Origin of the sequence: Candidatus Nitrospira neomarina (assembly GCF_032051675.1) — a bacterium.
Taxonomy (GTDB): Bacteria; Nitrospirota; Nitrospiria; order Nitrospirales; family UBA8639; genus Nitrospira_E; species Nitrospira_E neomarina.
Genome location: NZ_CP116968.1, coordinates 2722456 through 2735222, shown reverse-complemented (window position 1 = coordinate 2735222; position 12767 = coordinate 2722456). Strand labels below are relative to the sequence as shown.

Here is a 12767-nt window from a genome sequence, read left to right as displayed (position 1 = left end):
CCATAACCGGCTATGGCCCGGGATCAAATTATTGGCCAACTCCGTGAAAGGATTGTGGCATTTGCGACATCTCGTGGATCAAGGGATGTGGCTGAAGATTTGGCTCAGGAGGTTCTTCTGGTCTTGCACGAAAAATATCCTCAAGTCACGGCATTGACCGAGCTGGTTCCTCTGACCTTTCAAATTCTCAGGTATAAAATGCTGGATCTCCATCGAAAAAGCCTCCGACGGGGCGAATATCATCAGGAATCCATTGACGATCAGCCGTTTGCAGATCCTGGAGATGATCCCGCCATGCAAGCCGAGCAGAAAGAGCGGGTGGGGCAATTGATTGAGGCGCTTCAGCAATTGGGTGAGCGTTGCAGGGAATTATTCCGGTTGAAACTTCAAGGCCACACCTTTCCTGAGATTCAACAGATATTCGGTGAGCGATCCATCAACACCATTTATACCTGGGACTCCCGTTGTCGGAAACAACTTTTGGCTCTCATGGGAGGGCGTTGGCGGACCACTACCCCACGGGCTGGTGAAGACAAAAAGAAAACCGTGGAGAAGGATCTATAATGGCCGTATCCTGGGAACATCTGCTTGGCGGCTATGCCACAAATACGCTGACCGACGAGGAAAAGCGCCAATTATATGAAGCAGCCCTCAACGATCAAGCCCTCTTTAATGCCTTGGCCGATGAAGAAGCCTTGAAAGTCATGCTCGCCGATCCTGAGGCCCGCCGGCGTATTCTGGCCAGTTTGGAAGCAACAGAGCGTTCCGGTGGTGTTCCGGATGAGAAAGTGAAATGGGTGAGATGGTTAAAGGAGCACACGTCACTTGCCTGGGCGGGGAGCATGGCTGCCGTTGGTCTGGCTCTCATCTTTGGCTGGCAAATGGAAAAAGAATGGGGGCCGGTGGTCAGTCAGGAGCAGGAAGCCGCGAAATCCTCATCAAGAGAGGAACTCCCATTTCGGACACAGAAACCTTCGGATGAAGGTACATCATCGTTACAGAAGGAGGCCTTGGAGACCAAACCGGCTCAGGAGGAGGCAATTGAGAGGGAACGTCAAGGTAGAGCCAAAACGGAAAACGACGCGAGAGAAAGCGGTCTAGCCATGAGGCACCAAAGAACACATGAACAAGTGACTCAATCCCCACCAGCACCTTCAGCATTGATCCAGCCTAAGGACGGGCGCTCCGTTCAGCCTCTTTCGGTCCCTGCGTCGCCTGACGTGCCGATGACGGATGGGGTCCCACAAGCCCCTGTCCCTGGCAGAATGGCCGATCAAGCTATGGATGAGGCAACTCAACTACCACCAAGTGCACAGGAACTGTTTTATGCCGCAAGTGGCTCGCTAGTCGATGAAGTGGTTGGCGAGAAAAACGATGTCGATAGGGAAGACCAGGCCCCACGAGGGGCACTATCCAAAACTTTAAAGCCCATGGAGCGAGATTTTGCAGGTGGGGCAGCTATGCCAACTGCCAGAGGGCTCCGATACAGCTTTGTTCAGCAAACAAAAGAGGGCAAAGATGAGGAGATGGAAATCCGGCAGGTCACCGGAAATTGGTCAGAAATTCGATTGGCCGTGGAATCGAACGTGTCAGGATATCTCTATGTGCTGGCGCCATTAGGAAATGGCAAGTGGCAAAACCTGGTGCCCATTGAATCCGACAAGACGGCGCAAACTGAAGCGGGGATCAAAGTGAAAGCATTCCACCGCGTGGAATTCTCACTTAGTCAATTAACGGATAACTCAAACAAATCCGTTGCTCCTTCTCTAACCGTTTTGCTTTCACTTATGCCGCTAAATGACCTGGGGCAATGGCTGGAAAGTAAAGTTGATATGTCGGAATTTCAAGTTGAGCGGATAGAAGGTGCGGTGTTTGTGGTTCAACCTACCCTAGTAAAAGAGAATCCACTTCATGTGGTGGTTTCCTTAATGAAATAGCACTGATGAGAATGGAGCTTTGGTACTTGGGTATCTGATGTTTTTCCATAATACCGCCCTATCACTTTCGATCTACAAAATCCTCGTAGTTCTTAGATCTGCCAAACAAGATTCTATTCCTTTTCTTTTTCCAAAATTCTCTCCAAATCCTCATTCAAGCGAACAGGGACCTGCACCGCTCCATGGAGAATGCTGATCACGCCAATGTCGTTGCCAGAGAGTTTCCGGAAAAATATGTAATGCTTTTCGTAACGGCTAAAAAAGACCGAGAGGTTCAAATCCGTTGGTACGAGCAGGTGTAGGGGAAGCAGTGGTCATGGGATTTCTTTGTCTGCAAGCCTTTGAAGGTGATCGTGCAAACCTTGAAGATATTTCTTAGCCTGGTTCTCGCCCCATTTTTCGGTGGTATATTCCCAAATTTCATCTTGCCGTTTATCCGCCGCCGGTGAAAATCGATAGTCAGCCATTAGGGCTTAGCCCTCTTGGGATTGGTATTTCGTCTAATCACATCGGCGGAAGTTACTCGAATAAATTGATTTTCATCGGTCCTGAGTCCTGGTTCTAACTCCTTGCGTAGCCACTCCCAAGCAGTTTTATGGTCTTTCAGGTCCCGTCGGATGAGATCACGGATATATTCGCCGGCATTCTCATACAGCCCATATTGACCAATCTGTTGTTGGAGATGAGCGCGAAGATCTCCTGTCACTCTGACGTTCACATTTTCTGATCCCATAATTTTATTCTCCTTTCCTGGGCAGGGGACTTTTCTTAGTCACACGATTAATTGTCAACTCTGTAAAGCAATATTGCAATACAATTTACATAGACTCCTCTTTTTCCCTGAAAGGATTTTAAAAGTCCTGCCATACCCTCCTGTGAGGCGGCATGGGGCCGTTGCACATAAGGAGGTAGAACATGAACGTCGCACATGGCAGAAAACGATTTTGGAGCTTGGTGATTAGTGGAGGGCTGGCCGGGTTGTTGGCTCTTGTGGGAGCGGGATTTTTCGGTGCGGGAACACATCCTGTCCCCACTGCCCATGCCGGTACCCATCCCAATGAAGGGTGGGTGGGAGATCAATCCGGAAGCCTGGTAGGGCGGGATCCTGAAGGAAAATTCACCCAAGCCTTTCCCCTCAAGCATACGGATGTGTCCATCCAGGTCAGCGGGCCGCTTGCCCGGGCTCAGGTCACTCAGGAATTCGAAAATCCCTATCCCGATAAAATTGAAGCCGTCTATACCTTTCCACTTCCACAGGATGCAGCGGTGGATTCCATGACGCTTACGGTGGGAGACCGGGTGGTGAAAGGTACGATTAAAAAGCGAGAAGAGGCTAGAGCCATTTATGAAGCGGCCAAACGTCGGGGCAATGTGGCGGGGCTTTTGGATCAGGAACGGCCAAATATTTTCACACAGTCGGTCGCGAATATTCTTCCGGGGGAGAAGATTACGGTGACGATCAGTTATGTGGAGACACTGTCTTATGACGATGGAATCTATTCGGTGGTGTTTCCGATGGTGGTTGGTCCCCGTTACATTCCAGGGCAACCCACAGCCCAGGTACCATCGCTCGGCGAGGGGTGGGCCTATGACACCGATCAGGTCCCGGATGCCTCCCATATCACTCCGCCTGTGTTGAAGCCGGACACCCGGTCAGGCCATGACCTGTCGTTGTCCGTCAAGATAGATGCCGGAGTCTCGATTAAACAGGTCCATTCTGCGACGCATGATATTGATTTGAACAATTCAAAGGCCTCCCAAGCAGAAGTTCACCTGAAACAGGAAGCGACTATTCCCAATAAAGATTTTATCCTGACCTATGCTGTAGCAGGGAATGATATTCACGATGCGGTCCTGACGCATCGAATCGGAGAAGATGGGTTTTTTACCTTGCTTCTCCAGCCGCCTGATCGGGTGAAAACTGATGAAGTCACACCTAAGGAATTGATCTTTGTGTTGGATACCTCCGGGTCGATGTCCGGTTTTCCGATCGAAAAGGCCAAGGAAACCATGCGCCTGGCCATTGCCGGGTTGAACCCGCGCGATACGTTTAATCTCATCACGTTTGCGGGGGATACCCATATTCTGTTTCCCGAACCTGTTCCGGCGACTTCGGCGAATGTCCGGAAGGCCCAGGCGTTTCTGGCCTCACGGTCCGGCGGGGGTGGAACGGAAATGATGAAGGCCATTCGGGCGGCGTTGGAACCCTCCGATTCGCAAGAACATGTTCGCATCGTGTGTTTCATGACGGATGGGTATATCGGCAACGATATGGCCATTCTGGGCGAAGTGCAGAAATATCCAAAAGCCCGAATCTTTTCTTTTGGGATTGGCAGCAGCGTCAATCGGTTTTTATTGGATAGGATGGCCGAGGAGGGTCGTGGTGAAGTGGAGTATGTGGGCTTGTATGACGATGGCTCGGCTGCGGCCCGGCGTTTCCATGAGCGGGTCCAACATCCTTTGCTCACGGATTTGTCCGTGGACTGGGATGGGCTGGATGTGTCGGAGGTCTATCCAAAGCGACTTCCAGATTTGTTTAGCGCGAAACCGTTGGTGCTGACTGGACGGTATACGACTCCGGGCAAGGGCACGATACGGTTGCGTGGCAAAGTGGCAGGGCGTTCAGTGGTGCGGAATATTCCCGTCGATCTCCCCGGTTTTGCTCCGGAGCATGATGTACTGACTTCTTTGTGGGCGCGGACAAAAATTGTGGAGCTGATGGCTAAGGATCTCGAAGGTATTCAGCAAGGAAACCCCCGGAAGGATGTCCGGGAAGCCATCACGCAATTAGGGTTGGATTATCGACTGATGACCCAGTTCACCTCATTTGTCGCGGTGGAAGAGTTGACCATCACGGAAGGTGGACAGCCTCGTCGTATAGAAGTGCCGGTGGAACTGCCGGAAGGGGTAAGTTACGAAGGCATATTTGGCAGCAGGGACGAGAACGCAGGGAGTTTTGGGCATCGAATGATGCAGCCGATTGCGAAAATGAGTCGATCTTTTCTGGGAGGAAAGGTTGCCCGGGAATCCGTGGCCTCCAGCCCGCCGGCCATAGTTGATCGCGTTGAACCCGAAAGGAATGATGCTCGTCTGGGGGCTTCCTCCGGCAAAATGGATTCCACACTCCGATCGTTGGTGGAACATGTGGAGAAGAAGTCCACGTTATCCCAGGACATGGCGCAACATGTGACCGATGGGAAGGTATTGCTTCAAGTCTGGTTGACGGATACCAATCCTGAGACCTTGGAAAAGTTGAAAGTATTGGGCTTTGAAGTGGTGGCCCAGCCCAAGACGGGCACGCTCGTGATCGGGCGGCTGTCCGTTGAAAAATTGGAAGGCTTTTCGAAATTGCCCGTGGTGCGGTATATCTCGTTGCAACGTGCAGCGGCCTAAATTGGTGTTTTAGCTGGCAAGCGGCTCGGGCTCAGACCTGAGCCGCCTGATTTTTTGTCAGTCCTGACTTGGTAAAAGGAACCTAATATTTTGGGAAAAACCCCTACCAAGCGGTTCGGACGGCATATTGGGTAATGAGTGGATCAGGAGTCAGGATGGTCAGTTCATGTTGGATAGCCTGGCAAATGAGCATGCGGTCAAAAGGGTCTTTATGAAGTGTAGGGAGTTTGGGCAGGTGTCCGGTTGCGGCTTCTTCCAACGCGAGTGTGCCAATACCATGACGCTCCCGCTGTTGAGAGATGAATTGATCCACTGGTGTGGGAAGGGGAATCCTACCGAGAGAGTATTTCACCAGAATTTCCCAAACGGAAATGGCACTCAAGCAAAATTTCATGCGAAGGGTCGGAAAATATCTCCCGACTCACCAGCCAAAGCGCCCTGTCGTCTGAAATGATCCACAGAAAATGTGCAGGTGTATCCAGCAGAACCTTCACTCGGATTGTCCGGAACGGGCTTTGAGCAGTTCGTCGGGTAGGGGTTCGAAAAAGCTATCGGGAATGGTGAATTGACCGTTGGCTAGGCCAATGGGTCGTTTGGGTGAGAGAGGCGTTGGTAACCCTCTGATTTCGGCCACTGGTTTGTGCTTACACAGAAGAATTGTTTCGCCATTTTTGAGTTTGTCCAGATAGCGAGAAAGGTGAATTTTGGCTTCGTGAATGTTGAGTTTAAGCATAGTTTAAAATTGAACTATAACATGAACTAATTCAACTCTGGCTAATTAGTTGAACTCTTTGTGATGTGTTCAGTAGACAGAGGGCGTTTTTCCCATGTGCCTGCTCTCATATTTTACTGTTCTTCTTCACAATTCAGGCAGAAATGCCAAGTCTTCTCCATCCGCGATTCGGATTAACCGATACTAAATGGAAAGTGCCAGGGCTCGATTTTTGACTCCTTTCGCTTTTATGGACATTCTGTCACTCAACCTTTCTCCACTTAAAACCTGGCCCATTATTCGGGAAAATTTGAGTTTTGCATGGGGCCTGTAGAGGATACGGTGCCAAAAAAATGGTGACCCCGCAGTAAAAAGTAAAACGGTTTCTGGCTGGTGTGGAGATGAACGAGGGTGTTTTTACTAGTTTTGCGTCTACTGCCGGGTTTTCTGCTACGGATCCAGGTTAGTCCTAAAATCGGTCTTGGTTGCCTATGGTTTGATGGAAGGAAAAATTGAGATTAAATATGGAACGATCCATCCTTCGGCTGCCGATATCTTTTTGCTTTTATACTTTTGGAAGTTTTCTTTTTTTGAATATCTCTGGATGTGGATCGTTGATTTTTCCGGGTGGACCAACAGATGCCCACTTGAACGTTCAGGAGGAAAAACTTGCAACATTTCCAACGAATATCGGGTTGCTGGACGATGACTCAAGGGAAAATGAACCTATTATCGTCATCGTGCCAGCAAAAGAGGAACTGGAGAATGACCCAAAAATTATTTTTTGGGAAAGCCCTCTTCTGAAATCTCAGGAATGGGCTGAATTGGGGTGGAAGGGGATGAAACGCGGGGGGCGTTTAGGGGGGCATCTTGGCTTTACGATTGGAAAGGTGTTTTGTTTGCCTATGGTGATTGTAGGACAGTGCAGGGGGTCGTGTGAGGGTGCCTTGCCCTTCGCTCTTTTATGCGGGGGAGGGGTTATAGGGGGGACCAGCGTCGGATGGGTGATGGGGGGAACGATTGGATCACTGAGTTATTTTGTGGAGGAGGAGACCGTTCGGAAAGGTTTTGAATTGGTCAAACAAAATGTGGTTCAGGCTATTTGGAAACAGTTAATAAGTAAGGGAAGGAGGTTACGCAGCGATTCCCTTCAGGAAAAGATTGACAAAACCAGACTCAATGAAAAGCGGGAGACCTTTGAATTCGGCTTAAATAAGCGCCCCTTTGATGGGTTTATTCAGATAACCCCTCTGCACCTGCAGCTTTTTCAAGGACCGACGGATGGACCCGAAGAATTGACGTTAAGAATAAACGTAAAATGGATAGTGTCTGATGCACTCAAAGCCACCATCATGGAAGAAGACATCCAGGTAGATAAAGGTCCCTATACCTATGATGAGTGGTCTGATGCGGATGGATGGTTGCTGAAGTCAAATCTGGATAATGCATATGGCGAAATAGCCGAACATATTGTGTCTGATCTTCAGTTAAATCCTCATTTTTTACACCCCAAACCCCCATTAGTTTCCGAAGGCGGTTCGTGAAAAGTAGAAATGGATTCTATTTAATGAAGGAGGAATGCGTTACTGTTGGATTGTAGGATTAAAACGGGACTTGGCCGTCTCGAAGTTTGATGAGGGGGCTTTGCCATGTGTCTGGTCTCTTCATTTTACTGTTCTCTCCACAACACCTTAGCCAAAAAAATCTATGTATTCTCCAGAGGGGATTCGGATTAACCGATATTAGTTGGAAAATCCATCGCCTCAAATTAACGGCGTTTTTGCCTTTATGAACACTCTTCAACTTAACCCTTCTCCTAAACCACTCAAAGTTTTGCCCATTACTCGAGAAGCTTTTAGTTTTGCGTGGGATCAGCGTCGGGCACTTTGGGGTTGGATCGTTGTTGGTGCATTCCTTTCCGGATTAACAGATTTAGTCGATCCATTCGTAAAAATTGAGGAAGAAGGGGAAGTTGATGCTTGGCCTAATGTGCTGATGGTGATGCAATATTGTTCGATAATATTTTTGGCGTCGACACCAAGCACTTTGGTTTTTGTGATGTTAGCTATTAATTGTCATCGTTCAATTCTTATTGATAACGGGGGAAAATGTCCCAATCTTCGATTGATTTTTGCATCAGGGGAATGGAGGTTTTTTGCCTGGATTATTGTGGTGTATACGGGAGCATTTTTATTTATCTTTCCAGGCATAACCCTAATAGGGATAGGGGCCCTCGCCGGGTTCTTCTCACCGGAAATGGATAATGTCTATTTGAATAGTGTTTGGATTAAAACCCTGGCTGAGTTTTTGTTTATGTATGGAGTATTTCTGAGCCCTTTCCTCTACATTCTTGGTCGCTGGAGTTTAGTGTTTCCTGCTATTGCCATTGATCATCGACCAAGCTTAAGTTGGTCATGGAAGCAAACAAAACATAATGGTTGGCGCATGGCAGTTTTAGTTGGCTTTCTCCTACTGATTGTAGGGAATCTTAAACATGTTTTGCCTTTCATCGGACTCTCTGAATTCCCCATGTTCAGTTCCTACATTAGTTCTTTCGTATGGTTTATTTTTACTCCAGTTGAAGTAGCAGTGATCTCGTTTGCCTTCAGAGAACTCACTAATTGGAATTCTTCTGCTTCGCTATTTTCGCATCCAGTGGAAGCGTGAAATTTTCCCTGGTCCTATGGGAAAAGGTCTTGAGTTCACGCTTTTTTAAAAAAAAGGATACTTTTGAAGCGAGGATTGGATGGCCACTTGTGGTAAGCAATGGGCAAGATTTTTGGAAGTGCGAGGAACCGAAAAGAATAATTAAAACGGAACTTCACCGGCGCGGAGTTTGACGAGTGCGTCTTTAACGAACTCCATGTCCTTGGTACCGGGCTCCATGTTTTGTGCGGCGAGAGTCCAGGCGGCATCGGTTTCCTGGCGGCGATTCAAATACCACAAGGCTAAACCCCGATACCAATTGACGGCGGGTTGATTGGGTAGGTCGGCCAGAACCATGTCAAAATGTGCGAGAGCCTGTTTGAAAATTTCCGGATCGTCAATTTGACGCGTTTCGATCTGGATCACTCCTAAATTGAAGTGGGCTTCATGCTGTTTCGGGTCCAGCTCTAAGGCTTTTTCCCATGCCTTTTTGGCTTCAGGCATTCGATTTAAGGCCATGTAGGATCGTCCGGCCATGATCTGGCCCTGCAGGTCATCGGGGTTGTCTTTGAGGCGTTTTTCCAGTTTGGCGACCATCTCCATCGGATTCGGGCCCCCGCCCATTTGGGCTTCGACGGCCATTAATTTTTGTGCGGCCTTGAATTGAAGCGCGCTGTAAATGCCGATGGAGGCCAGTAAGACCACCAAGCCAGAGGCGATGGTCGGAACCCAATTGATTCGTTTCGAGGCTGCCGGTTGGTGTTCGCTGGTTTCGTCGTGAACTGTGTCCTTGAAGGTATCCAGGCGGTCTAACAGACTGAGTAGGCGGCGTTCGTCTGTGGCCTTCAACCGTTCATAGTCGGACGGGTCCATCCTCCCCTGTGAAAGTTCTAATTCGAGGTCCTGTAGAGAACGGACCACGGTTTCTCGTTCGATTTGAAGGTCAAGAAGTTCCTGGGCACGGTCATCGTCCAGGCCAAAGGAAACGGGTGAAGGATCCCGCCGCCAAAACGGAAGGGTCAGGGAGACAAGCACGATCCCCAGGATGATCACAAACGGAATCACGAAAATGGCGAGCGTCGACATAGGGGATTGAGACTATTCAGGACTTGAGTTCACGCTCGATACGTTTTCGAGCCTGATCGTCCAATGGCGGTTCAGGTTGGCTGGGCGGAGTGGGTGTATCACGGACCCAGTGAGTCACTTCCTTGTAGAGAAAAAATCCCCCGATGATCAGCAGGAGAAACGGAGCCACCCAGATGAGCCAATTGACACCATGCTTTGGGGGTTCCATGAGAATATAGTCACCATAGCGGCTGAGGAAATAGGCGCGAATCTCTTCCGTGCTGTGCCCCAGGGCGATCCGATCACGAATCACTCCCCGCATCTGTTGGGCCAATGGAGCGCCCGACTCCCAAATATTCTCTGTTTGGCAGACCGTGCAGCGGAGGGTTTTGGCAATTTCCCGGACCTGAATGTCGACGTCCGTCTCATCCTGCACGGTAGCGAACAGCGGAAGAGGAATCGTTAAGAGAGCCGCAAGGCACCAGGTAAGTCGGATGGACATTAGGATGTCGTGGTTGTGGTCGGCTGAGCATTGAGCAACGGGGCAATGACTTTTTGTGTGATGTTGGTATATACCTCACCGGTAATCGGGCCGACCCATTTATGGCGGATTTTTCCCTGTTGATCAATCACAAAAGTTTCGGGTACCCCATAGACTCCGTAATCAATGGCCAATTGTCCTTTGAGGTCGCGGACATGGGAAAACGTTGAGCCGTATTCCTGTAAATACTTTTGGGCATCAGGTAGTTCGTCTTGATAATTCACGCCCAGCATCACGAAGTCGGGATTATCTTTAAAGAGTTGATGAAGCTGTAAGATGCTTTTGTGCTCTACCTTGCATTCATAGCACCATGAGGCCCAGAAATTGAGCAGAACCACTTTTCCCTTGAATTGCTCCAGAGAGATGGTCTGTCCGGTTTCAACATCCGGTCCTTCAAAGTTGGGCGCATCGGTCTCAATAAGGACCGTGGGGATATGTCGTGGATCTCCCCAGAGACCCTGATAAAACAAGGCGAACAATCCTATAAGGCAGAGGATGAGGGTTAATTGCCAGCCTTTGCTCATTCTTCTTTCTTTCGCGGGCGGAGAATATTCAAAATTACGCCGAGGCCCATGATGACACCGCCTCCCCATACCCACAGAACCAGCGGATTGAGCACGCCACGCGCGACGGCCACACCGTCCTCGGACACTTCCGGCATGGTCAGAAAGACGTGCCCCATGTTGGTGGCATAAATGGCCGATTCAGTGGTAGGCGTTTGGGTGGCCGAATAGATTCGCTTTTGGGGCCGGAGTTCGGTGATCAAATCCTCTCCCTTAAAGACTTGAAAGACTCCCTCCTGCGCATTCCAGTTTCCGCCGGCCACTTCATGAATTTTTGCCAGTTTCATGCGATAGGCCCCGATTTCGAATTCGTCTCCCACGCGCATCGAGACGACTTTTTCCGTTTGATACACGGTGGAGGCGATGATGCCGACAACTAAGACGAGGACTCCGATATGGGTGAGCATGCTGGCATAGCGTCGTTGGTTGGCGGTAAAGGCCGCCAGACTTCCCTGGAAGATATTACTCCCGTTCCGCTGTGCATACAGTTGCGAAATTTTCCCAAAGTCCATGACGATCGCCATGCCGGCGAAGGCCACCACATACCCTCCTGCCAGGGCATAGAGGTTGTGAATGCCGGTTACAAACAGCAGGACAACGATGACCGCTCCTGCTAAAAGTGGTGTGGAGAAACTTTTTTTCAGGCTCGCCACGGAGGCTTTCCGCCATGGGATGTAGGGGCCGATACCCATGAGAAATAACAGTCCAAGGGCAATGGGCATAAATACCGCATTGTAATAGGGCGGCCCGACGGTCACCTTGGCATCCTGCAACGTTTCGAGAATTAATGGATAGAGGGTGCCCAGAAAGACCGTGGCGGCTGCCACCAGAAAGAATAAATTATTAAAGAGGAAGATCGATTCACGGGAAACCAGCGAATCCATCTCAACCTGCGATTTTAATTTATTGGATCTGAGGATTAACGCGCCGAAGGCAATTCCGATGACCGTGCCGACGAATATAAGAATATAGAGACCACGCTCAGGATCCGTGGCAAAGGAATGGACGGAAGTGAGCACGCCGCTTCGCACGAGAAAGGTCCCGATCAGGGACAAAGAAAACGTGACAATGATGAGGAATAAATTCCAGACTTTGAACATTTTCCGCTTTTCCTGCACCAGAACCGAATGCAGATAGGCGGTGCCCACCAGCCAGGGCATAAACGAGGCGTTTTCAACGGGGTCCCAGCCCCAATACCCACCCCAGCCCAGTTCATAGTAGGCCCAATAGCCGCCGAGCAGAATGCCGGTCGTCAGGCACATCCAGGCGAACATGCTCCATCGCTGCGTGACCTTGATCCATTCTTCTCCCAATCGCCCGGAAAATAAGGCCGCCATGGCAAAGGAAAATGGAATGGAAAATCCCACATAACCCATATAGAGCATGGGGGGGTGCATGACCATCGCTGGGTCTTGCAGCAACGGATTCAGGTCTTTGCCATCGAGGGGAACGGGTAGGAGCCGTTCAAACGGACTGGAGAGAAAAACAATTAAACATAAAAATCCGAAGATGATGGCCGATTCCACGCCAATCAAATACGGCATGATGGCGGGCTGGGTGCGCCAATGCAGCCAGACGGCCAGGGTGCTGAAGACGGAAAGAATGAAGACCCAGAGTAAAAGCGAGCCTTCATGCCCGCCCCAGACCGCCGCGACCGTATAGAAAAACGGGAGTTTGGAATTGGAATTGTTGGCGACATAGAGAACCGAGAAGTCCCGTATGATAAAGGCATAGACCAGGGAAAGCATGCCCACGCCCAGCAGAACGAAGATGAGGGTGATGGCCATGCGCCCGGAGCGGGCCCAATCGGGGTTGCGGGTTTGGAGGGCCAGTACGGCGCTGGCCATGCCAAAGACTGACAGCACCAGGGCAACAATGGTCGAAAAATGTCCAATTTCAATAATCATAGA

The 12767-nt window shown here is 49.8% G+C and carries 13 protein-coding genes; 5 read left to right on the top strand and 8 right to left on the bottom strand.

Features of this window, described 5'->3' with window-relative positions; translation table 11 throughout:
• Positions 1-12 precede the first annotated feature (12 nt).
• Together PQG83_RS11730 and PQG83_RS11725 are read left to right on the top strand one after the other, a co-directional pair.
• Positions 13-564, top strand: coding sequence for an RNA polymerase sigma factor (locus PQG83_RS11730; protein WP_312741158.1), 552 nt, complete (start codon positions 13-15; stop codon positions 562-564).
• Complete coding sequence (locus PQG83_RS11725; protein WP_312741157.1) at positions 564-1937, top strand: hypothetical protein; 1374 nt, start codon at positions 564-566, stop codon at positions 1935-1937. Before PQG83_RS11730 ends, PQG83_RS11725 begins: the two co-directional genes overlap by 1 nt.
• A 314-nt stretch (positions 1938-2251) precedes the next feature.
• On the opposite strand, the gene PQG83_RS11720 is transcribed toward PQG83_RS11725, so the two are convergent.
• Together PQG83_RS11720 and PQG83_RS11715 are read right to left on the bottom strand one after the other, a co-directional pair.
• On the bottom strand, positions 2252-2404 hold the full coding sequence (locus PQG83_RS11720) for a type II toxin-antitoxin system RelE/ParE family toxin (RefSeq protein ID WP_312741154.1): 153 nt from the start codon (positions 2402-2404) through the stop codon (positions 2252-2254).
• The gene (locus PQG83_RS11715; protein ID WP_312741151.1) at positions 2404-2670 is read right to left on the bottom strand and encodes a ribbon-helix-helix domain-containing protein; all 267 of its coding nucleotides are present in this window, start codon (positions 2668-2670) and stop codon (positions 2404-2406) included. The genes PQG83_RS11720 and PQG83_RS11715 overlap by 1 nt, the downstream gene beginning before the upstream one ends.
• Before the next feature lie 182 nt (positions 2671-2852).
• On the opposite strand from PQG83_RS11715, the gene PQG83_RS11710 reads away from it, so the two are divergent.
• Positions 2853-5330 (top strand): VIT and vWA domain-containing protein, encoded by a 2478-nt coding sequence (locus PQG83_RS11710; protein ID WP_312741149.1) that lies wholly within the window; start codon positions 2853-2855, stop codon positions 5328-5330.
• 103 nt (positions 5331-5433) lie between these two features.
• On the opposite strand, the gene PQG83_RS11705 is transcribed toward PQG83_RS11710, so the two are convergent.
• Complete coding sequence (locus tag PQG83_RS11705; protein ID WP_312741147.1) at positions 5434-5712, bottom strand: type II toxin-antitoxin system VapC family toxin; 279 nt, start codon at positions 5710-5712, stop codon at positions 5434-5436.
• Between the two features lie 108 nt (positions 5713-5820).
• Positions 5821-6063: a type II toxin-antitoxin system Phd/YefM family antitoxin gene (locus PQG83_RS11700; protein WP_312741145.1), complete on the bottom strand. Its 243-nt coding sequence runs from the start codon at positions 6061-6063 to the stop codon at positions 5821-5823.
• Between the two features lie 503 nt (positions 6064-6566).
• On the opposite strand from PQG83_RS11700, the gene PQG83_RS11695 reads away from it, so the two are divergent.
• A complete protein-coding gene (locus tag PQG83_RS11695; protein ID WP_312741142.1) occupies positions 6567-7586 on the top strand; it encodes a hypothetical protein in 1020 nt (339 codons plus the stop codon).
• Positions 7587-7830: 244 nt separating this feature from the next.
• Positions 7831-8709: a hypothetical protein gene (locus tag PQG83_RS11690; RefSeq protein ID WP_312741139.1), complete on the top strand. Its 879-nt coding sequence runs from the start codon at positions 7831-7833 to the stop codon at positions 8707-8709.
• A 141-nt stretch (positions 8710-8850) separates the two neighbouring features.
• Here PQG83_RS11690 and PQG83_RS11685 read toward each other — a convergent pair whose 3' ends face one another.
• Genes PQG83_RS11685 through PQG83_RS11670 form a run of 4 tightly spaced genes read right to left on the bottom strand, consistent with a single transcriptional unit; the run spans position 8851 to position 12764 of the window.
• Positions 8851-9774 carry a tetratricopeptide repeat protein gene (locus PQG83_RS11685; protein ID WP_312741137.1) on the bottom strand — a complete coding sequence of 308 codons (924 nt, stop codon included), beginning with the start codon at positions 9772-9774 and terminating at the stop codon, positions 8851-8853.
• Positions 9775-9790: 16 nt separating this feature from the next.
• Positions 9791-10255 (bottom strand): cytochrome c-type biogenesis protein, encoded by a 465-nt coding sequence (locus tag PQG83_RS11680; protein ID WP_312741134.1) that lies wholly within the window; start codon positions 10253-10255, stop codon positions 9791-9793.
• Positions 10255-10818, bottom strand: coding sequence for a redoxin domain-containing protein (locus tag PQG83_RS11675; protein ID WP_312741132.1), 564 nt, complete (start codon positions 10816-10818; stop codon positions 10255-10257). The genes PQG83_RS11680 and PQG83_RS11675 overlap by 1 nt, the downstream gene beginning before the upstream one ends.
• Positions 10815-12764, bottom strand: a complete 1950-nt coding sequence (locus PQG83_RS11670; protein ID WP_312741130.1) for a heme lyase CcmF/NrfE family subunit — start codon at positions 12762-12764, stop codon at positions 10815-10817. Before PQG83_RS11670 ends, PQG83_RS11675 begins: the two co-directional genes overlap by 4 nt.
• Positions 12765-12767: the final 3 nt, after the last annotated feature.

Bases quoted from the DNA above. Each gene is read 5' to 3' on its own strand.
- PQG83_RS11685 (WP_312741137.1), bottom strand. From the start codon at position 9,774: ATGTCGACGCTCGCCATTTTCGTGATTCCGTTTGTGATCATCCTGGGG.
- PQG83_RS11680 (WP_312741134.1), bottom strand. From the start codon at position 10,255: ATGTCCATCCGACTTACCTGGTGCCTTGCGGCTCTCTTAACGATTCCT.
- PQG83_RS11725 (WP_312741157.1), top strand. From the start codon at position 564: ATGGCCGTATCCTGGGAACATCTGCTTGGCGGCTATGCCACAAATACG.
- PQG83_RS11700 (WP_312741145.1), bottom strand. From the start codon at position 6,063: ATGCTTAAACTCAACATTCACGAAGCCAAAATTCACCTTTCTCGCTAT.
- PQG83_RS11720 (WP_312741154.1), bottom strand. From the start codon at position 2,404: ATGGCTGACTATCGATTTTCACCGGCGGCGGATAAACGGCAAGATGAA.
- PQG83_RS11715 (WP_312741151.1), bottom strand. From the start codon at position 2,670: ATGGGATCAGAAAATGTGAACGTCAGAGTGACAGGAGATCTTCGCGCT.
- PQG83_RS11730 (WP_312741158.1), top strand. From the start codon at position 13: ATGGCCCGGGATCAAATTATTGGCCAACTCCGTGAAAGGATTGTGGCA.
- PQG83_RS11675 (WP_312741132.1), bottom strand. From the start codon at position 10,818: ATGAGCAAAGGCTGGCAATTAACCCTCATCCTCTGCCTTATAGGATTG.
- PQG83_RS11690 (WP_312741139.1), top strand. From the start codon at position 7,831: ATGAACACTCTTCAACTTAACCCTTCTCCTAAACCACTCAAAGTTTTG.
- PQG83_RS11695 (WP_312741142.1), top strand. From the start codon at position 6,567: ATGGAACGATCCATCCTTCGGCTGCCGATATCTTTTTGCTTTTATACT.
- PQG83_RS11670 (WP_312741130.1), bottom strand. From the start codon at position 12,764: ATGATTATTGAAATTGGACATTTTTCGACCATTGTTGCCCTGGTGCTG.
- PQG83_RS11710 (WP_312741149.1), top strand. From the start codon at position 2,853: ATGAACGTCGCACATGGCAGAAAACGATTTTGGAGCTTGGTGATTAGT.